This is a genomic window from Pseudonocardia sp. Ae717_Ps2 (assembly GCF_001932475.1).
Classification (GTDB): Bacteria; Actinomycetota; Actinomycetes; order Mycobacteriales; family Pseudonocardiaceae; genus Pseudonocardia.
Window position 1 is genome coordinate 3,818,301 of sequence record NZ_MCIS01000001.1, and the last position, 17,958, is coordinate 3,836,258.

The window sequence follows — 17,958 nt, forward strand, 5'->3', positions numbered from 1 at the left end:
CCGAGCCCCAGGAGCCCCCATGACGACCACCTCCGAACGGGAGCGCACCAGCTCCCCACCCGAGGTCGAGACCCTCCGCACCCGCCACACCCGAGGCCCGGACCGGGTGCCCCGCTGGGTGGTCAAGACCGCCTCCCCGGTCGTGCTCATCGCGCTGTGGCAGGTGCTGTCGAGCACCGGGATCCTCCCCCGCGACGTCCTCGCCTCGCCCGCGACCGTCGCGGTCACCGCCGCCGAGATGTGGGCCGACGGCGCGCTGCAGAGCGCGGTGGCCGTGTCGAGCGTGCGGGTGCTGTCCGGCATCGCGATCGGCCTCGTCGCCGCCGTGCTGCTCGCCACCCTGTCCGGGCTGTTCCGCCGCGGCGAGGACGTGATCGACGCGCCCGTGCAGATGCTGCGCACGGTGCCCGTCATCGGGCTCATCCCGCTGCTGATCATCTGGTTCGGCATCGGCGAGGAACCCAAGATCGCGCTCATCGCGCTCGCCGTGACCTTCCCGCTCTACATGAACCTGTTCGGCGGGATCCGCAACGTCGACGCGACCCTCGTCGAGGCCGCCCGCACCCTGGGGCTCGGCTGGTTCGGCCAGGTCCGCCACGTGATCCTGCCCTCGGCGATGCCCCAGTTCCTGGTCGGTCTGCGCTACGCGCTGGGCACCGCGTGGCTCGCCCTGGTCTTCGGCGAGACGATCAACGCCACCTCCGGGATCGGCTACGAGATGAACACCGCCCGGGAGTTCTTCCAGACCGACGTGATCGTCGTCTGCCTCGCGCTCTACGCGGTGCTCGGGCTGGTCGGCGACCTCGTCGTGCGCACCCTGGAGAGGGGGCTGCTGTCGTGGCGACCGGCGTTCAGCGGACGGTGAGCACCACTGCGCGACCCGTGTCGGTCCGGGGCCTCGGCCGGCACTTCGGTGACCGGGCCGTCCTGACCGACCTCGACCTGGACATCGAGCCCGGTCAGTTCGTGGCGCTGCTCGGGGCCTCGGGCTGCGGCAAGTCCACCCTGCTGCGGATCCTGGCCGACCTCGACAACGACGTCAGCGGCGAGGTCACCGTCGCCCGCCGACGGGCCGTCGGGTTCCAGGCGCCGCGTCTGCTGCCGTGGAAGAAGGTGTGGCGCAACGTCGTGCTCGGCCTGCCAGGGCGCCCCGACCGCGCCCGCGCCGAGGCCGCCCTGACCGAGGTCGGCCTCGCCCACCGCACCGACGTGTGGCCCAAGGTCCTCTCCGGCGGCGAGGCCCAGCGCGCGGCGCTGGCCCGCGCCCTCGTCCGTGACCCGGACCTGCTGCTGCTCGACGAGCCGTTCTCCGCGCTCGACGCGCTCACCCGGATCACCGCCCGCGGGCTCGTCGACGAGCTGTGGCAGCGCCACCGGTGCGCGGTGCTGCTCGTGACCCACGACGTCGAGGAGGCGCTCGTGCTCGCCGACCGCGTCCTGGTGATGGACGGCGGCCGGATCGCGCACGACGCACCGGTGGATCTCCCCCGCCCCCGCGACGTCACCGACCCCGACTTCCAGCGCCTGCGTGCCGACCTGCTCGGCCGCCTCGGCGTGCACCGACCCCAGGAGCGCACATGAGCATCGAGTTCATCGGCATGATCGGGACCCAGGAGGTCTCGGAGATCCTGCCGGCCACCGGCCCGGTCCTCGACCCGGCGCTCGTGCGCCGGTTCGCCGCCGTCCACGAGGAGGCCGGCTTCGACAAGGTCCTCATCGGCCACTCGTCGTCCACCCCGGACGGGCTGCAGGTCGCCGCGTACGCGGCCGCGCACACCGACCGGCTCGGCTTCCTCGTCGCGCACCGGCCCGGCTTCACCGCCCCCACCCTGGCCGCCCGCCAGTACGCGACGCTCGACCACTTCAGCGGCGGTGGCCGGGTCGCGATGCACGTCATCTCCGGGGGCAGCGACACCGACCAGCGCCGCGACGGCGACTGGCTCGGCAAGGACGAGCGCTACGCCCGCACCGACGAGTACCTCTCGGTCGTGCGCCGGGCCTGGACCGAGCGCGAGCCCTTCGACCACGCCGGCGAGCACTACCGGGTCGCCGGGGTCGCCCAGGAGATCCGCCCGCTCGGCCCGATCCCGGTGTACTTCGGCGGGTCCTCCGAGGCCGCGTACCGGGTGGGCGGGCGGCACGCCGACGTCTTCGCACTGTGGGGCGAGCCGCTGGCCGGGACCGCCGAGCAGATCGCCCGGGTGCACGAGGCCGCCCGCGCCGCGGGCCGCACCGAGCCGCCCCGGATCAGCGTGTCGTTCCGCCCGATCCTCGGCGACACCGAGGAGCAGGCCTGGGCCCGCGCGCACGACGTACGGGACCGGATCGTCGCCGCCCGCGGCGGTCACGGCTCGTTCACCGGCACCCGGATGCGCGAGCCGGGGGCGCCGGCCAACGTCGGGTCCCAGCGCCTGCTCGCCGCCGCCGAGGCCGGGGAGCTCCACGACCGCTGCCTGTGGACCGCCACCGCGGCGGCCTCCGGAGCGGCCGGCAACTCCACCGCGCTGGTCGGCACCCCGGACACCGTCGCCGCCGCGCTCGCCGACTACGTCGACATCGGTGTCACCACGCTGCTCATCCGCGGCTACGACCCGATCGACGACGCCCGCCGCTACGGCCGCGAGCTGCTGCCCGCGGTGCGCGCCGAGCTCGCCCGCCGCGGCGCGGCCGCCGGGGTGGGGGTCCCCGCGTGAGCGCACCCGCCACCACCGGCACGGTGTGGACGCCCGAGGGGACCTCGCGGGGCACCGTCGCCGTCCTGACCGGCCGCGGCGAGCACCCCGGCCTCTACGCCCGCCTCGGGCGGCGGCTCGCCGTCGACGGGTGGACCCTCGCCGTGCCCGCTCCCGGTGCCGGGGCCGACGAGGTCACCGCCGCACTGGCCGGCGCGACCGGGGCCCGGGTGCTGCTCGGGTCCGACACCGGCGCGCTGCGCGCCTGGGAGCTGGCCGGGGCCGTCCGCCCGGACGGGCTCGTGCTGGCCGGGCTGCCCACGGGCGCCCCGGGCGAGCCGCCCGCGGACCGGGCCGGGGAGCTCGACGCCCGGACCGCCTGCCCGGTGCACCGCGGGCTCCTCGAGTCCGACCCCGACTTCGCCTGGGGCGCGCTCGCGCAGGTCCCGCCCCCGCCGCCGTCCGACCCGCTGCCCGACGCGGCGGTGCTGTGGCTGCACGGCGACGCCGACCCGGTCGCCCCGGTCGCCGGGATCCGGTCGCTGGCCCGTCCGGGCGACGACGTGGCCGTCGTCGTCGACGGGGTGCACGACGTGCTGAACGACCAGTTCCACCGGATCGTCGCCGCACGGCTCGTGCAGTTCCTCGAACGCCTCGCCAAGGGTGCCCGCTTCGCCGAGGAGGTGGCGCCCGTCGCGGCGGGGCCCGCCCGGTCGCGCCGCGCCGCGCCGCTGAACGTCTCCGCGCGGCTCGACCACGCGATGCGCGCACTCGCCGAGCTCGTCGCCGCCGACGGTGCGACCGTCACCTGCGACGCGATGGCCCGCGCCCGAGGTGTCCCGCTCAACTCCCTGGTCAACGTGATGCTCGCGCTGCGCCGGGCCGGTCTGGTGACCAGCCGTCGTGGCTGCGAGGGCGGCTACCGGCTGGCCCGCCCGGCCGCGGAGATCACCGTCGCCGACGTCGTGCGCGCCACCGAGGGCTCGATCGCCTCGGTCCGCGGGACCGGCCCGGCCGCCCCGCTGTGGGCGGACCTGGAGCGCACCGTCGCCGACTTCCTGACCACCCGCACCCTGACCGCCCTGGAGGGCGATACCCGGTGACCACGCACGCGCACGGGACCGACCCGTTCCACCCCGACCTCGCCCCCACCCCGCCGGACCACGCCCGGGTGCACCTCGTCCGCGGTGCCGACCTGTCCGGCGACACCGCCCAGACCAGCGGCATGTCCCGCCGCGAGGCCGTGAGCGGACGGACCGTCGGCTCCTCGAAGCTCTGGACCGGCGAGACCCACGTCGCCCCCGCCACGAACTCCGGCGACCACCACCACGGCGAGGCCGAGACCTCCATCTACGTCGTCTCCGGCCGACCCCGGTTCGTGTTCCACGACGGCACCGGCGAGGTCGTCCTGCAGACCGAGCCCGGCGACTACGTGTTCGTGCCGCCGTGGGTCCCGCACCGCGAGGAGAACCCCGACCCCGAGGTGCCGGCCGTCGTGGTCATCTCCCGCAGCACGCAGGAGGGGATCGTCGTGAACCTGCCCTCGCTCACCCCGCTCACCGACCCGGAGACCACCCCGTGACCCGCCGTCCGCTGCTCGCCCTGCCCGCCCTGCTCGCCGCGCTCGCGCTGCTGCTCACCGGCTGCTCCGGCGCGGCCGACGACGGCCCGGTCGACCTGTCTCAGGTCACCCTGCGGGTCGGTGACCAGGCCGGCATCCAGCAGGCCCTGCTCAACGCCTCCGGCGCGCTCGACGGCGCGCCGTACCGGGTCGAGTGGGCACAGTTCCCGGCGGCCGCGCCGCTGCTGGAGGCGCTGCGCAGCGAGGCGATCGACGTCGGCGTCGCCGGCGACGCACCCACCCTGACCGCGCTGTCCTCCACCGACCGCATCAAGATCGTCGAGGCGACCCGGTCCCCCAGCCAGGGCGGGCTGGCGCTGCTCGTGCCGAAGGACTCGCCGATCCGGTCGGTCGCCGACCTGCGCGGGAAGACGGTCTCGCCGACCACCCAGGGCAGCATCGGGCACTACCTGCTGCTGCGCGCGCTGGAGGAGGCCGGGGTGCGGCCGGACGAGGTCACCATCTCGTTCCTGCAGCCGGTCGACGCCGCCGCCGCGATGAACTCCGGCGCGATCGACGCCTGGTCGACCTGGGACCCCTACACCGCGGTCACCCAGCAGGAGTCCGGCGCCCGGGTCCTGCGCGACGCGAAGGGCCTCGGTACCGGGCTGACCTTCCTCGACGCCAACACCGCGGCGCTGGACGACGCCGGCACCCGCGCGGCCCTGACCGACTTCACCGAGCGCTACGGCCGCGCGCTGCAGTGGGCCCGGGAGAACTCCCGGGAGAACGCCGCCATCTACGCGGAGCTGACCAAGCGGCCCGCCGCCGTCGCCGACCTGATGGCGCAGCGGGCGCTGCGCGACACCCAGCCGCTGTCCCCGGAGCTCGTCGCCGAGCTGCAGGGGGTGGCCGACCGCTACTCCGACTACGGCGTGCTGCGCAACCGGGTGGACGTGGCCTCCGCGGTCGAGGACCTGCGCGCCCCCTCCGGCTCCTGACCCGGCCGGACCTGCCCCACCGATCGGTGGGGCGGGTCCGGTCCGTCCTGCCGCGCCACGGCGGGCGCGGCGTGGTTCACGTGCGGTAGTCGGCGGCGAACGGCACGGAGCGGGCGGCGTCGGTGACATCGGCGACGCCGTCGGGCGGGGTCCACAGGCCGCGCTCGCGCAGCACCGGCATGACCCCTTCGCCCATCCACCACGCCTCCTCCAGGTGGGGGTAGCCGGAGAGGACGAACTCGTCGATGCCGGCCTCGTGGTACTCGGCGATCCGATCCGCGACCTCGGTGTGGCTGCCGACGAGCGCGGTCCCCGCACCACCCCGGACCAGGCCGACACCGGCCCACAGGTTCGGGGCGATCGTCAGCTCCTCGACCGAGGTCTTGACCCCGCCGTGCAGCGCGCGCATCCGGCGCTGGCCCTCCGACTCGCTCGCGGCCAGACCCGCCTGCACACCCGCGATGGTCTCGGGGTCGAGCGCGTCGAGGAGCCGGTGCGCCTGCGCCCACGCCTCGTCGGCGGTGTCGCGGGTGATCACGTGCAGCCGGATCCCGAAGCGCACGGTGCGCCCGCGGTCTGCGGCGAGCTTGCGGATCCGTTCGATCTTCTCGTGGACGGCCTCGACCGGTTCGCCCCAGGTCAGGTAGACGTCGGCGTGCTCGGCGGCGACCTGGGCCGCGGCCGGTGAGGAGCCGCCGAAGTAGACCGGCGGGACCGGGTCGGGCAGCCGCGACAGCGACGCCTGCTCGACCCGCACGTGCTCGCCGTCGAGGTCGACGGTCTCGCCGCGCCACAGCCGGGTGACGACCGAGAGGAACTCCCCGGTGCGGGCGTAGCGGGAGTCCTTGTCGAGGAAGTCGCCGTAGGCGCGCTGCTCGCGCGACTCGCCGCCGGTGACGACGTTGAGCAGCAGCCGGCCGCCGGAGTGCCGCTGGAAGGTGGCGGCCTGCTGGGCGGCGAGCGTCGGGGAGATCGACCCGGGCCGGAACGCGACGAGGAACCTCAGGCGCTCGGTGTGGGCCACGAGCATCGCGGTGGTGAGCCACGCGTCCTCGCACCAGGCGCCGGTCGGGGTGAGGGCACCGTCGAACCCGGCCTGCTCCGCGGCACGAGCGACCTGGGTGAGGTAGCCGATCGAGGCGGGGCGGAGGGCGCCGGCGGACCCGGTCGCGTTCCCGTGGCCTCCCCCGACGAGATGGCGGCCGTCGCCCATCGTGGGCAGGAACCAGTGCAGCGTGACTCCCATCCGGCAGACGCAACAGGGCGGAACCGGCCGGCGCAAGTCGGTGGGGACGACGGTCACACCATGCTCCACAGTGGACCGTCCACCCCGCGGGACACCTGTCCGGACGCCTGGGAGCGGGTCTCCCACCAGGCAGGACGCCGGTGATCCGGGTCGCCGACGCCTTGGGAAGCGGAGCCGGTCGCGGCTACCGTGGACCCCGTGACCGGATCGGTGCTGTTGACCACGCGGGGCCATGTCGACCTCGCGCGCGTGGCGTCGGCGCTGTGTCGTCGCCCGCTCCGCCGCCGCTGAGGCCGCGCACCCACAAGCCCGGATCCGCTCCGCGCCCGCCCCACGCGCCCGCCGCACCGGGACCGCCTCCGACGGCCACCTCCGGCCGGCCCGCCTGCCGCAGGGCGGAGCGGACCCGCCCGTGCGACCGGCCCCGCACGGCGGCGACCGTCCGTGCCCCGACCCCGCCACCACCGCGCCACCACCCCGCCACCGTGCCCGGCGCGCCACCGGCCCCACCGGAAGGACCCCCATGACCACGACCTCCCCCGCCCCCACCGGCACCGACGGCCGGGCCGCCTGGACCGACGAGCAGCTCGACGCCGTCTTCGCGCCGGTGTTCGCCCGCATCGCCGAGGGCGCGGTCGCCCGTGAGCAGGGCCGCACCCTGGCCCACGACGAGGTGGCCGCGCTGCGCGCGGAGCGCTTCGGCGCCCTGCGGCTGCCCGTGGAGCTCGGCGGCTACGGCGCCACCGTGCGCCAGCAGTTCCGGCTGCTCGTCGACCTCGCCGCCGCTGAGTCGAACCTGCCGCAGGCACTGCGCGTGCACTGGTGGTACGTCGACGACCTGCTGCTGGCCGCCCCGGGCCCGGACCGCGACGCCCGGCTGGCGGCCGTCGCCGAGGGGCGGCTGGTCGGCAACGCCATCACCGAGCCCGGCGTCGGCGCGATCGACCGCTACCGCACCACCCTGACCTCCGACGGCGACGGCTACCGCCTCGACGGCACCAAGTACTACTCGACCGGCAGCCTCTACGCCGACCAGATCCTGGTCGCCGCCGACCTCGACGGGCAGCGCGTGTCCGTGCTCGTCGACGGCGACGCCCAGGGCGTCGTGCAGCACGACGACTGGGACGGCTTCGGGCAGCGCCTCACCGCCAGCGGCACCACCGAGTTCCACGGCGTCGCCGTCCCCCGCGAGCGGGTCCTCGGACCCGGGTACGGCACCGAGGGCCGCGGCTGGGGCACCTCCTACCTGCAGCTCGTCCAGCTCGCCGTGCTCGCCGGGATCGCCCGCCGCGCCACCGACGACGTCAGCGCCTGGGTCCGCGAGCGCACCCGCACCTTCACCCACGCCCCGGCCGACCTGCCCCGCCACGACCCGCTCGTCCAGCAGGTCATCGGGCGGCTGTCGGCGGCCGCCTGGTCCTCGCGTGCCCTGGTGCTGGCCATCGCCGAGCAGCTCGACACGCTGCTCGCCGCGGGCGGGGAGGACCCGGAGCTGCTCGACCGGGTCGAGCTCGACGTCGCCCATGCCCAGGCCACGATCATCCCCGCGGTGCTCGACGCGACCACCCAGCTGTTCGAGGTCGGCGGTGCCTCCGTGACCTCGGAGAAGCTGCGGCTGGACCGGCACTGGCGCAACGCGCGGGTCATCTCGGTGCACAACCCGTTGATCTACAAGCTGCAGTCGGTCGGGGACCACGTGCTCAACGGGACCGACCTGCCCTACGCCTGGAGCGCCGGCAAGCGATGAGCCGCGCGATCGACCCGGCACCGCGCCGCATCCATCTGAACGCCTTCGACATGACGTGCGCCGGGCACCAGTCACCCGGCCTGTGGCGCCACCCGCAGGACCGCTCGCACACCTTCCACGACCTGCGCTACTGGACCGAGCTGGCGCAGCTGCTGGAGCGCGGCGGGTTCACCAGCCTGTTCATCGCCGACGTCGTCGGCCTCTACGACGTCTACCGCGACGGCCCCGAACCGGCGATCCGCGACGGCGTGCAGGTCCCCGTCGGCGACCCGACCCTGGCCGTCTCGGCGATGGCCGCGGTCACCGAGCGGCTCGGCTTCGGGATCACCGTGTCGCTGACCTACGAGAAGCCCTACGCGCTCGCCCGGCGGTTCTCCACCCTGGACCACTACACCCGGGGCCGGGTCGCGTGGAACGTCGTCACCTCCTACCTGGAGTCCGCGGCCCGCAACCTGGGGCTGGAGAAGCAGGTGCCGCACGACCGGCGCTACGACGTCGCCGACGAGTTCATGGAGGTCTGCTACCAGCTGTGGGAGGCGTCCTGGGACGACGACGCGGTGCTGCTCGACCGGGACAAGGGTGTCTACACCGACCCGGCGAAGGTCCGTCCGATCGGCCACCACGGCGAGTTCTTCGACGTGCCGGGCATCGGCCTGACCGAGCCCTCCCCGCAGCGCACGCCGACGATCTTCCAGGCAGGCGCCTCCGCACGCGGCACGACGTTCGCCGCCCGGCACGCCGAGGGCGTCTTCGTCATCTCCCCGACCCCGGAGACACTGGCCCCGCGGGTCGCCGAGCTGCGCAGGCAGACCGCCGAGCAGGGCCGCGACCCCCGTGCGGTGAAGGTCTTCACGATGGTCACCGTGGTCACCGGCGCCACCGACGAGCAGGCCAGCGAGCGCTACGCCGACCTCGCGCAGTACGTGAGCCTGGAAGGTGCCCTCACCCTCTACGGCGGCTGGTCCGGCCTGGACCTGTCCACGATGGACCCCGACGAGCCACTGCGGTTCGCCGAGACCGAGGCCATCCGCAGCGCGGTCGAGCTGTTCACCACGGCCGATCCGACACGGGAGTGGACGCCGCGGGCGATCGCCGAGCACATCGGGATCGGCGGGATGGGCGCCGTCGTCGTGGGCGGGCCGCAGACGGTCGCCGACGAGCTGGAACGCTGGGCCGAGGTCGCCGACGTCGACGGCTTCAACCTCGCCTACGCGGTCACCCCCGGCACCTTCGCCGACGTCGTGGAGCACGTGGTGCCCGAGCTGCGCCGGCGTGGGGTGCTCGCCGAGGCCCCGGAGGGCGCGACCCTGCGCGAGCACCTGCAGGGTGCGGGCCAGGCACGGGTCCGTGCCGACCATCCCGCGGCCGTCCACGCCCGGCGCCGGGGCGCCGCCCCCGCCTGACCCCGGTTCCCGGTCCGGACCCGGCCCCGGCCCCACGGTCCTGCTCCCCACTGCACGAGCGGACCGGTCGTACGGACCCTGCCGGACGACCGGTCCGCTCGTGCGGGGCGGGTGTCAGATCCGGGCGGGGACGCGGGGCACGGTGTCGACGAGGCGGCGGGTGTAGTCGTGCCGCGGGGTCCCGAACACCTGGGCCGGCGTGCCGAGCTCGACCACCTCCCCCGCCCGCAGGACGGCGACGCGGTCGGAGACCCGGTCGACGACCGCGAGGTCGTGGCTGACGAACAGGCAGGCGAACCCCAGCTCGCGCTGCAGCGACGCGAACAGCTCCAGCACCTCGGCCTGCACCGACACGTCCAGCGCGCTGGTCGGCTCGTCGGCGATCAGCAGCCGCGGCGACAGCGACAGGGCCCTGGCCAGCGCGACCCGCTGGCGCTGCCCGCCCGACAGCTCGCCGGGCCGGCGGGTCGCGAACTCCCGTGGCAGGCGGACCGACTCCAGCAGCTCGCCCACCCGGGAGCGCAGCTCCGGGCCGGTCCGGGCGCCGTGCACCCGCAGCGGCTCGGCGACCGAGTCCTCCACGGACCGGCGCGGGTCCAGCGACGCCGCCGGGTCCTGGTGCACCATCGCCAGCCCGCGACGCACCCGGCGCAGCCCGGAGCGCGACAGCCCGGCCAGGTCGGTGCCGTCGAGCAGCACCCGGCCCTGCGCCGGCGGGAGCAGCCCGGCCGCTGCCCGGCCGATCGTGGTCTTGCCCGACCCGGACTCGCCCACGAGCCCGACGACCTCGCCGGGCGCCACGTCCAGGCTCACGGCGTGCACGGCCCGGAACGCGGGCCGGCCGCGCCGGGGCGGGTGCACCACCGACAGGTCCTGCAGGGACAGCACCGGCACCGGCCCCTCCGGGTCGCGCGGCGCGGGGACGTCGGCGGCCTGCGCCACCGCCGCGACGGCGCTCCCCCGCGGCCGGTCGGCGAGCGTCGGCACCGCCGCGAGCAGAGCCCGCGTGTAGTCGGTCGCCGGCCGGTCGAACAGGTCCGCGACGGAGCGCTGCTCCACCACCCGGCCGCGGTGCAGCACCACGACGCGGTCGGCGAGCTCGGCGACGACGCCCATGTTGTGGGTCACCAACAGCACGCCCACGCCGGTGCGGTCGCGCAGGTCGCGCAGCAGCTCCAGGATCCGCGCCTGCACGGTGACGTCGAGCGCGGTCGTCGGCTCGTCGGCCAGCAGCAGGTCCGGCTCCCCGGCCAGCGCCAGGGCGATCACGACGCGCTGCTTCTGGCCGCCGGAGAGCTGGTGCGGGTAGGACCGCACGCGGCGCTCGGGCTCGGGCAGGTCGACCAGCCGCAGCAGCTCCACCGCCCGGCGGCGGGCCTGCGCGCGCGGCACCCGGGCGTGCGCCCGGATCGCCTCGACGAGCTGCCAGCCGACCGTGCGCACCGGGTTCAGCGCGGTCTGCGGTTCCTGGAACACCATCGCGGCGCGGGTCCCGCGGACCCGGTCCAGCGCCTCCTCGGGTGCGCCGAGGACGGAGTCCCCGGCGAGCTCGACCGAGCCGGACGCCGTCGCGGCGTCGGGGAGCAGGCCGAGCACCGACCGCGCCGTCAGCGTCTTGCCCGACCCGGACTCACCGACCAGCGCGACGACCTCCCCGCGGCGCACCGTGAGGTCGACGCCGTCGACGGCGACCGTGTCGCCGAAGGAGATACGCAGGTCCCGCACGCTCAGCACGGTGCTCATCCGGCCACCCGCCGTCCCGCCGCGAGGGCCTGCGCGACGAGCAGGAAGCCCAGCGTCAGCATCGTGACCACGGCCAGCGGGCCGAGCGCCATCGCCGGGTTGACGTCGAGGTACAGCACCGAGTCGGCGACGATCGACCCGAGCGAGGGGTCCGGTGGCCGGACCCCGATACCGATGAAGCTCATGGCACCCTCCACGAAGACGGCGACGGACAACGACACCGCGACCTGCACACCGGCGGGCTCGGCGGCGCCCGGCAGCACGTGGCGGCGCAGCACCCACCAGCGCCCGGCCCCGACCACGGTGGCCGCCTCGACGTAGGGCATCTCCCGCACCCGCAGCGCGGCACCCCGCACGAGCCGCCCGAAGATCGGGATCTCGGCGAGGACGATCACCACGACCACCGCCGTCGTGCCCGGCCCGAGGACCGCGGCCAGTGCGATCCCGAGGATCAGCACCGGGAACGCGAGCAGCACGTCGAACACCCGCTGTGCGACGACGTCGACGGCCGCCGACAGACTCGACACCAGACCGACCAGGCCACCGGCGACCGCCCCGAGCGGCACCGCGACCGCGATGATCGACAGGTTGGCGAGGATGCCGTACAGCGTCCGGCTGAAGACGTCGCGGTTCACCTCGTCGGTGCCCAGCCAGTGCGCACCGGACGCGGGCAGCAGGTTCGCACCCGGGATCTGCGCCAACGGGTCGTACGGCGCGAGCAGCGGTGCGGCGAGACCGGCGAGCACGACGACGCCGACGAGCACCGCCCCGACCAGCCCGCGCCCGCGGTACAGCGCCGACAGCGCGTGCGGGCGGCGGGTGGGACCGGGCCGGGCCGGCGCGGCCGTCCTCGCCGGGAGGATCTCGCCGGGGGCGGTGACGGTCATGCGTTCCCTCCGATCCGCACCCGCGGGTCCAGCGCGGCGTGCAGGATGTCGGTGACCAGCTGGACGGCGACGAACACCGCGACCGACAGCAGCAGCAGGACCTGCACCACCGGGTAGTCGCGGCGGCTGATGCCCTGCTCGATCAGCTGACCGAGCCCGGGCCAGGTGAAGATCAGCTCGACCAGGACGGCGCCGCCGAGCAGGTTGCCGATCTGCAGCCCCAGCACGGTGGCGACCGTGGGGAGCGCGGCGGGCAGGGCGTGGGCGAGCACCAGACGCCGGCGGGGCACGCCGAGCGCGCGGGCGGTGAGCACGTAGGGCTGCGCGAGCTCGGTGCGCAGCGACTCCACGACGAACCGCGACAGCGCGCCGGCGACCGGCAGGGCCAGGCACACCGCCGGCAGCAGCAGGTACTGCCACGTCAGGTCGGGGCGGGCGAGGAACCCCCCGGGCGGGGTCCCGCCGGAGGGCAGCACCGGGAAGGCGACCGCGAACAGCAGCACCAGCACCACACCGGTGACGAACGTCGGGACCGCGAGCGCCAGCGTGGTGAACCCGGTGACGACGGTGTCGACCCACCGGGCCCGCGACAGCACGGCCGCGACCCCGACGACCAGCGACAGCCCCACGGCCAGGACGAGCGCGGCGCCGGCCAGCCAGAGCGTGTTGACCAGGCCGGCCGCCACCAGGGTGCCGATCTCACCGCCGATCAGGTACGAGCGGCCGAGGTCACCGGTGAGGACGTTCCCCAGCCACAGCACGTACTGCTCCCACACCGGCCGGTCGAGCCCGAGCGAGACCCGGATCGTCTCGACCACCTCGGGCGAGGCGTCCGGCCCGGCGAGCGTGGTCGCCGGGTCGCCGGGGACCAGGCGCAGCAGACCGAAGATCAGCACCGAGGCGAGGAACAGCACCGCGACCGCCGACGGCAGCCGGGAGATGACGAAGCGCAGCATGTCAGGCCGCCGTGTACGCGTCGGTGAGGTCGATCTCGGCCCGCTTGGACCAACCGACCCCCTGGACCCGGTCCGAGGCGGCGAGCTGGTTGAGCACCACGCCGATCTCGACCAGGAACAGGTGCTCGAGCAGCTCGTCGGACAGCGCCGTGTAGGCGCGGCCGAGGCCGGCGGTGTCGGTCGCGGGCAGCGTCCACGCGGTGGCGGCGGCCCGCTGGTAGTCGGGCGAGACGAACCGCGAGGAGTTCTTCTGCGCGTTGAAGGGGTAGGCGCTGACGGTCAGCGTCGACGGGGTGTGCTGGGCCCACGAGTGGAACGTCGTCCACAGCCCGGGGAACTGCGCGCCGATCAGCTGCATCACGAACTGCGCGGAATCGACCGGCTGCAGCGTGGTGGTGATGCCGATCTCGGCGAGGTCGGCCTGCACGATCTGCGCGACCGGTTCGTGGACGGGGTGGCTGGCCGGGAACGTCAGCGGCTGCGGTGGCACGGTGCCGACCTCCGCGACGAGCGCACGGGCCCGGTCGAGGTTGCGGGTGTAGGTGGCGTTGCGGGCCTCGTCGTAGGCCGGGGAGCTCTTCGGCCACGGCAGGTTGATCGGGTAGCCGGAGCCGCGCAGCACCTCGTCGACGACCCGTTGCCGGTCGATCGCGTAGGCGACGGCCTGGCGGACCCGCACGTCGGACAGCCCGGGGGCGGTGACGTTCGCGCCCACGTAGGTCTGCAGCTCCGCGCCCTCCATGGTGATCGCGTGGAAGCCCTCGGCCGCGTCCAGGGTCGCGATGTCGCGGAACGGGAGCCCGCCGACGACGTCGAACCGGTTGGATCGCAGGCCGGCCAGCAGCGCCTGGGCGTCGCCGCCGATGCTCAGCTCGACCCGGTCGAGATAGGGCCGCTCGGGGTCGCGGAAGTGCTCGTTGCGCACGTAGACGATCGAGGTGTTCGGGGTCCAGGACTCGAACCGGAACGGGCCGGTCCCGACGAACGCCTCGCCACGCCCGAGCGCGTCGATGGTCGCGGAGTCCAGGATCGGGACGGTGTCGAGCAGGTCGAGGATGTTCGACAGGGGCTCCGCGAGCCCCAGCACCACCCGGTGCGGCTGCGAGGTGTCGAACGAGGTGACGGCGGCGGCGGTGCTGCGCAGCTGCGCGGTCCACTTCGGGTCGGCGTAGGTGCGGATCGAGAACTCGACGTCGGCCGAGGTGAACGGCCGGCCCCGCTCGGTGCCGCGGCCGTGGAAGAAGACGTCGTCACGCAGCTGCAGGGTCACCGTGCGGCCGTCCGGGCTGATCTCCCAGGACGTCGCGAGCCGCGGCTGCGGCTCGAACCCGGTGTTCGGCCGGCGGACCAGGGTGTCGTAGACCAGGCCGACGGTGGTCGTGACGCCGTCGTTGGAGTTGGTGAGGAAGTTGCCGGGCACCAGGTCGGTCCGAGCGGCCAGCTTCAGGGTCCCGCCGCGCACCGGTGCGCTCGCGGCGGCGTTCCCGGCGGCACGCCGCTCGTCGACGGCGGAGGCGCACCCGGTCAGGCCCGCACCGGCCGCGCCGGCGGCCAGGACACCGAGTCCGGCGCGGCGCAGCAGGCTGCGCCGGTCGAGCGGGGAGGACAGGAGTCGGGTGGTCATCGGTGGTTCGCCTCTCGGGGGGTGGTGGGGGTCGGGAACGGCCGAGGCGCCGCGCGCGCGTCGGCGGCGACCGCGGCGGCGCGGCGGGTGGTGCCGAGCGGGTCGGCGTAGATCGGGCGCAGGCCGGCGGTGCACGCGGCGACCGCCTGCAGTGCGGACCCGAAGGTGCCCGCCTGCAGGCTGATCGGCGGGAGCGCGCTCGCCTCGGCGAAGCTCCGGGAGACGTGGGCGAGCCCGGCCCGGTAGGCGGTGAACGCCTGCCCGGCGAGGACGACGCGGTCGGGGTTGAGCACGTCGCGGACCAGCGCGACGCCGCGGCCCAGCAGGGCGGCCCGCTCGGCGAGCAGGTCGTGCGCCCGTCGGTCGCCGCCCTCGGCCGCGCCGACCACCTTCTCGATCACGGGTGCGTCCACGATCCCGGCCGCGTGCGCGGCGCGGGCCACGGCGGAGTCGCCGGCGGCGGCCTCCAGGCAGCCGGTCCGCCCGCAGTGGCAGCGTTCCCGCCCCAGCACCCCGTCCCCGCCGACGGGCAGGTGGCTGACGGTGCCGGGTCCGCCGGCGGGGGCGTGCACCCTGCCGTCGACGGTGAGCACGGCACCGACGGCCTCGCGGGCGTAGACGTGCAGGGTGGTCCCCTCGTCGACGTGCGGGGACAGCAGCGACTCGGCGCCGGCCATCGCCTCGATCTGCGGGACGACGACGACCCCCGGCAGCCCGACCCGGTCGACGATGTCGGCGAGCGGGGCGGGGTCCCAGCCGAGCCGGGGGTGACCGAACCGGTCGCGCTCACCCGACACCTGGCCGCCGACCACGAGGCCGACCTGCAGCACGGTCCGACCCGGGCCGCGGGAGGCGAACCGTCGCAGCCGGGCGGCGAGCCCGGCCAGCGCGGTGCCGGGCTCGGCGTCGCGCGGGGTGGGCACGTCGGTCGCCGACACCACGGTGCCCCGCAGGTCACCGACGGCGAGCGTGGTGCGGTGCAGACCGACGTGCAGGCCGAGCACGCCGAACCGGTCGGTGTCGATCTCCAGCGGGATGCGGGGCCTGCCGACCGTGCCCGTGGGCACGAGGTCGGGCCGCTCGCGGACCACTCCGGCGGCGACGAGCGCGACGACCTGGCGGTTCACCGTCGCGTGCGACAGCCCGGTGGCCGTGACGAGCTCGTCGCGGAACACCACCCCGGCTCGCCGGACGGCGCCGAGCACCGCCGCCGCGGCCGGCACGCCCGCCCCGGTGACCGGCTCGGGGGCCGCGGCGCGCACGACGGCGCGGTGGGCGGGACGGTGGCCGCCGACGTGGCGGACGTGGTGCGGACGGGGCCGGGCCGACGGGCGTGCGGTCGGGTCGGCGGGGGCGGAGGGGAGGTCGGCAGGGGGTCCGGGCGTGGTGGGGCCGGGCATCGGCGGTCCTCGGGGCGCGGGCCACGACGTCGCGCGGCCCCTCGGTGGGGTCCGCGGCGCGCGGTGGCCGGGTGGTCCTGGGTGTCGGCGGGCCCCGTCCGGGCCGCGGCGGCGGACGGTCGGGGCACGGCGGCGCCGGTGGGACGTGGACCCGGCGGGGCCGATCGAGGGGGCGCGCGGTCCGGGCGGGACAGTGCGGCGGGACCGCGGGTGCGGTGGCGCCGCGCCCGCTCCGGGGTCGCGGGACGCGTCAGGGCGTCGGGTTGGTCAGACCGGTCGACAGAGTGCGGTCGCCGTGCGGCACAGATCGACGTGCCGGCGCAGGACCAGGAAGGGCAGGACGCCGGGGACCAGGCCGCGGCGCACGCCGGGCCGCGGCCCGGGTCGGTCGCGGTCGTCACTCACACCGGTGACGCTAGCAGCGGCCGGGAGACCGGGTCGATGCCTGGAATCACGGCAGCGGATCACATTGACAACCGCGGCCCGCGCGGTCCCGGCGCAGGGGTTGGGATCGGCATGAGCGCAACCGTTGCCGCCGCCGCGGGCGCCTCCCTACCGTCGACGACGTGCCGGGACCGTGGTGCCCCGCTCCCCCACTCCGTCCGGAGTGGACGGTGGGCGGCCCGCCCGCCGGCGTCCTCCCGCCCCTGCCGCCGCGACCGGCGCCCCCGGGCCACCCGCACCCCACGTCTGGAGATCCGATGACCCTGCAGGCCGAGAACCCGACCCCCACCGCAGCCGCGCAGCCCGTCGTGCGCAAGGTCGGCGGACGCATCGGCGCCCGCGTCGAGGGCGTCCGCCTGGGCGGCGACCTCGACGCCGCCACCGTCGCCACGCTGCGCGCGGCGCTGCTCGAGCACAAGGCGCTGTTCTTCGGCGGACAGGGCCACCTCGACGACGAGTCGCACCTCGCGTTCGTCTCGCTGTTCGGCAGCCCGACCACCGCGCACCCGACCGTGCGCGGCGAGAAGACCCACGTGCTCCCGGTGGACTCCGACCGCGGCAAGGCCAACAGCTGGCACACCGACGTCACCTTCGTCGACCGCATCCCCGCGATCAGCTCGCTGCGCACGCTGGACCTGCCGCCCTACGGCGGCACCACCGTGTTCGCCAACACCGGCGCCGCCTACGCCTCGCTCCCGCTGCCGCTGAAGAACCTCGTCGACGAGCTCTGGGCGGTGCACACCAACGCCTTCGACTACGCCCGCGACGCCGAGACCACCACGGCGCCCGACGACGACCGGATCGCCGCCTACCGCGCCGAGTTCCGTTCCACCACCTACGAGACCGAGCACCCGGTGGTGCGCGTCCACCCGGAGACCGGCGAGCGGGTGCTCGTGCTCGGCCACTTCGTCCGGGAGTTCGTCGGGCTGAACTCCAAGGAGTCCCAGACCGTCTACCACCTGCTCCAGGACCGGATCGTCCGGCTGGAGAACACCGTGCGCTGGAACTGGTCCGACGGCGACTTCGTGCTGTTCGACAACCGGGCGACCCAGCACTACGCCGTCGCCGACTACGACGACCACCACCGCGCCCTGCGCCGGATCACCCTGGCCGGCGACATCCCGGTCTCGCCCAGCGGAGCGCGCAGCGTCGTGCGCACCGGCGACTCCTCGCACTACACGAACTAGGCCCGGCCGCCGGCCCGGCGCCCGCCCCCGCGGACGCCGGGCCGGCCCGCGTCACGCGCCCGTCCGCTTCCCGCCCGTCCCCGCCCG

Annotated in this window: 17 protein-coding genes; 10 read left to right on the forward strand and 7 right to left on the reverse strand. The window is 75.5% G+C overall.

Annotated features, from left to right (window positions below; all coding sequences use genetic code 11):
* The first annotated feature begins 19 nt into the window (after positions 1-19).
* The 6 genes from Ae717Ps2_RS17450 (at position 20) to Ae717Ps2_RS17475 (ending at position 5,234) form a co-directional block, all read left to right on the forward strand.
* Entirely contained in the window at positions 20-865 is an 846-nt protein-coding gene (locus Ae717Ps2_RS17450) for an ABC transporter permease (RefSeq protein ID WP_075307371.1), read from the forward strand.
* Positions 862-1,581, forward strand: a complete 720-nt coding sequence (locus tag Ae717Ps2_RS17455; protein WP_226359822.1) for an ABC transporter ATP-binding protein — start codon at positions 862-864, stop codon at positions 1,579-1,581. The genes Ae717Ps2_RS17450 and Ae717Ps2_RS17455 overlap by 4 nt, the downstream gene beginning before the upstream one ends.
* Positions 1,578-2,693 carry an LLM class flavin-dependent oxidoreductase gene (locus tag Ae717Ps2_RS17460; RefSeq protein ID WP_075307375.1) on the forward strand — a complete coding sequence of 372 codons (1,116 nt, stop codon included), beginning with the start codon at positions 1,578-1,580 and terminating at the stop codon, positions 2,691-2,693. Before Ae717Ps2_RS17455 ends, Ae717Ps2_RS17460 begins: the two co-directional genes overlap by 4 nt.
* Positions 2,690-3,775, forward strand: coding sequence for an Rrf2 family transcriptional regulator (locus Ae717Ps2_RS39170; RefSeq protein WP_075307377.1), 1,086 nt, complete (start codon positions 2,690-2,692; stop codon positions 3,773-3,775). The genes Ae717Ps2_RS17460 and Ae717Ps2_RS39170 overlap by 4 nt, the downstream gene beginning before the upstream one ends.
* A 68-nt stretch (positions 3,776-3,843) precedes the next feature.
* Entirely contained in the window at positions 3,844-4,254 is a 411-nt protein-coding gene (locus Ae717Ps2_RS17470; RefSeq protein ID WP_075312065.1) for a cupin domain-containing protein, read from the forward strand.
* Positions 4,251-5,234 carry an ABC transporter substrate-binding protein gene (locus Ae717Ps2_RS17475; RefSeq protein ID WP_075333616.1) on the forward strand — a complete coding sequence of 328 codons (984 nt, stop codon included), beginning with the start codon at positions 4,251-4,253 and terminating at the stop codon, positions 5,232-5,234. Before Ae717Ps2_RS17470 ends, Ae717Ps2_RS17475 begins: the two co-directional genes overlap by 4 nt.
* A gap of 76 nt (positions 5,235-5,310) precedes the next feature.
* Here the strand turns inward: Ae717Ps2_RS17475 and Ae717Ps2_RS17480 are convergent, their stop codons facing one another.
* Entirely contained in the window at positions 5,311-6,480 is a 1,170-nt protein-coding gene (locus Ae717Ps2_RS17480; protein ID WP_075333617.1) for an LLM class flavin-dependent oxidoreductase, read from the reverse strand.
* 210 nt (positions 6,481-6,690) lie between these two features.
* Between Ae717Ps2_RS17480 and Ae717Ps2_RS40415 the strand changes: the two genes are divergently transcribed.
* The 3 genes from Ae717Ps2_RS40415 (at position 6,691) to Ae717Ps2_RS17490 (ending at position 9,630) form a co-directional block, all read left to right on the forward strand.
* The gene (locus Ae717Ps2_RS40415) at positions 6,691-6,771 is read left to right on the forward strand and encodes a putative leader peptide (protein ID WP_369804877.1); all 81 of its coding nucleotides are present in this window, start codon (positions 6,691-6,693) and stop codon (positions 6,769-6,771) included.
* A gap of 232 nt (positions 6,772-7,003) precedes the next feature.
* Positions 7,004-8,227, forward strand: a complete 1,224-nt coding sequence (locus tag Ae717Ps2_RS17485) for an acyl-CoA dehydrogenase family protein (protein WP_075307381.1) — start codon at positions 7,004-7,006, stop codon at positions 8,225-8,227.
* Positions 8,224-9,630, forward strand: coding sequence for an LLM class flavin-dependent oxidoreductase (locus tag Ae717Ps2_RS17490; protein WP_075307383.1), 1,407 nt, complete (start codon positions 8,224-8,226; stop codon positions 9,628-9,630). Before Ae717Ps2_RS17485 ends, Ae717Ps2_RS17490 begins: the two co-directional genes overlap by 4 nt.
* 114 nt (positions 9,631-9,744) lie before the next feature.
* Here the strand turns inward: Ae717Ps2_RS17490 and Ae717Ps2_RS17495 are convergent, their stop codons facing one another.
* From Ae717Ps2_RS17495 to Ae717Ps2_RS37365, 6 genes are all read right to left on the reverse strand, one after another.
* Positions 9,745-11,373 carry an ABC transporter ATP-binding protein gene (locus tag Ae717Ps2_RS17495; protein WP_075307385.1) on the reverse strand — a complete coding sequence of 543 codons (1,629 nt, stop codon included), beginning with the start codon at positions 11,371-11,373 and terminating at the stop codon, positions 9,745-9,747.
* Positions 11,370-12,260 carry an ABC transporter permease gene (locus Ae717Ps2_RS17500; protein WP_083695750.1) on the reverse strand — a complete coding sequence of 297 codons (891 nt, stop codon included), beginning with the start codon at positions 12,258-12,260 and terminating at the stop codon, positions 11,370-11,372. The genes Ae717Ps2_RS17495 and Ae717Ps2_RS17500 overlap by 4 nt, the downstream gene beginning before the upstream one ends.
* The gene (locus Ae717Ps2_RS17505; RefSeq protein WP_075307387.1) at positions 12,257-13,216 is read right to left on the reverse strand and encodes an ABC transporter permease; all 960 of its coding nucleotides are present in this window, start codon (positions 13,214-13,216) and stop codon (positions 12,257-12,259) included. Before Ae717Ps2_RS17505 ends, Ae717Ps2_RS17500 begins: the two co-directional genes overlap by 4 nt.
* A gap of 1 nt (position 13,217) precedes the next feature.
* Positions 13,218-14,840 carry an ABC transporter substrate-binding protein gene (locus tag Ae717Ps2_RS17510; protein WP_075333618.1) on the reverse strand — a complete coding sequence of 541 codons (1,623 nt, stop codon included), beginning with the start codon at positions 14,838-14,840 and terminating at the stop codon, positions 13,218-13,220.
* Positions 14,837-16,240, reverse strand: a complete 1,404-nt coding sequence (locus Ae717Ps2_RS17515; RefSeq protein WP_075307391.1) for an ROK family protein — start codon at positions 16,238-16,240, stop codon at positions 14,837-14,839. The genes Ae717Ps2_RS17510 and Ae717Ps2_RS17515 overlap by 4 nt, the downstream gene beginning before the upstream one ends.
* A 267-nt stretch (positions 16,241-16,507) precedes the next feature.
* Positions 16,508-16,645, reverse strand: coding sequence for a putative leader peptide (locus Ae717Ps2_RS37365; protein WP_158071509.1), 138 nt, complete (start codon positions 16,643-16,645; stop codon positions 16,508-16,510).
* A gap of 296 nt (positions 16,646-16,941) precedes the next feature.
* On the opposite strand from Ae717Ps2_RS37365, the gene Ae717Ps2_RS17520 reads away from it, so the two are divergent.
* The gene (locus Ae717Ps2_RS17520) at positions 16,942-17,871 is read left to right on the forward strand and encodes a TauD/TfdA family dioxygenase (protein ID WP_020623340.1); all 930 of its coding nucleotides are present in this window, start codon (positions 16,942-16,944) and stop codon (positions 17,869-17,871) included.
* Positions 17,872-17,958 lie beyond the last annotated feature (87 nt).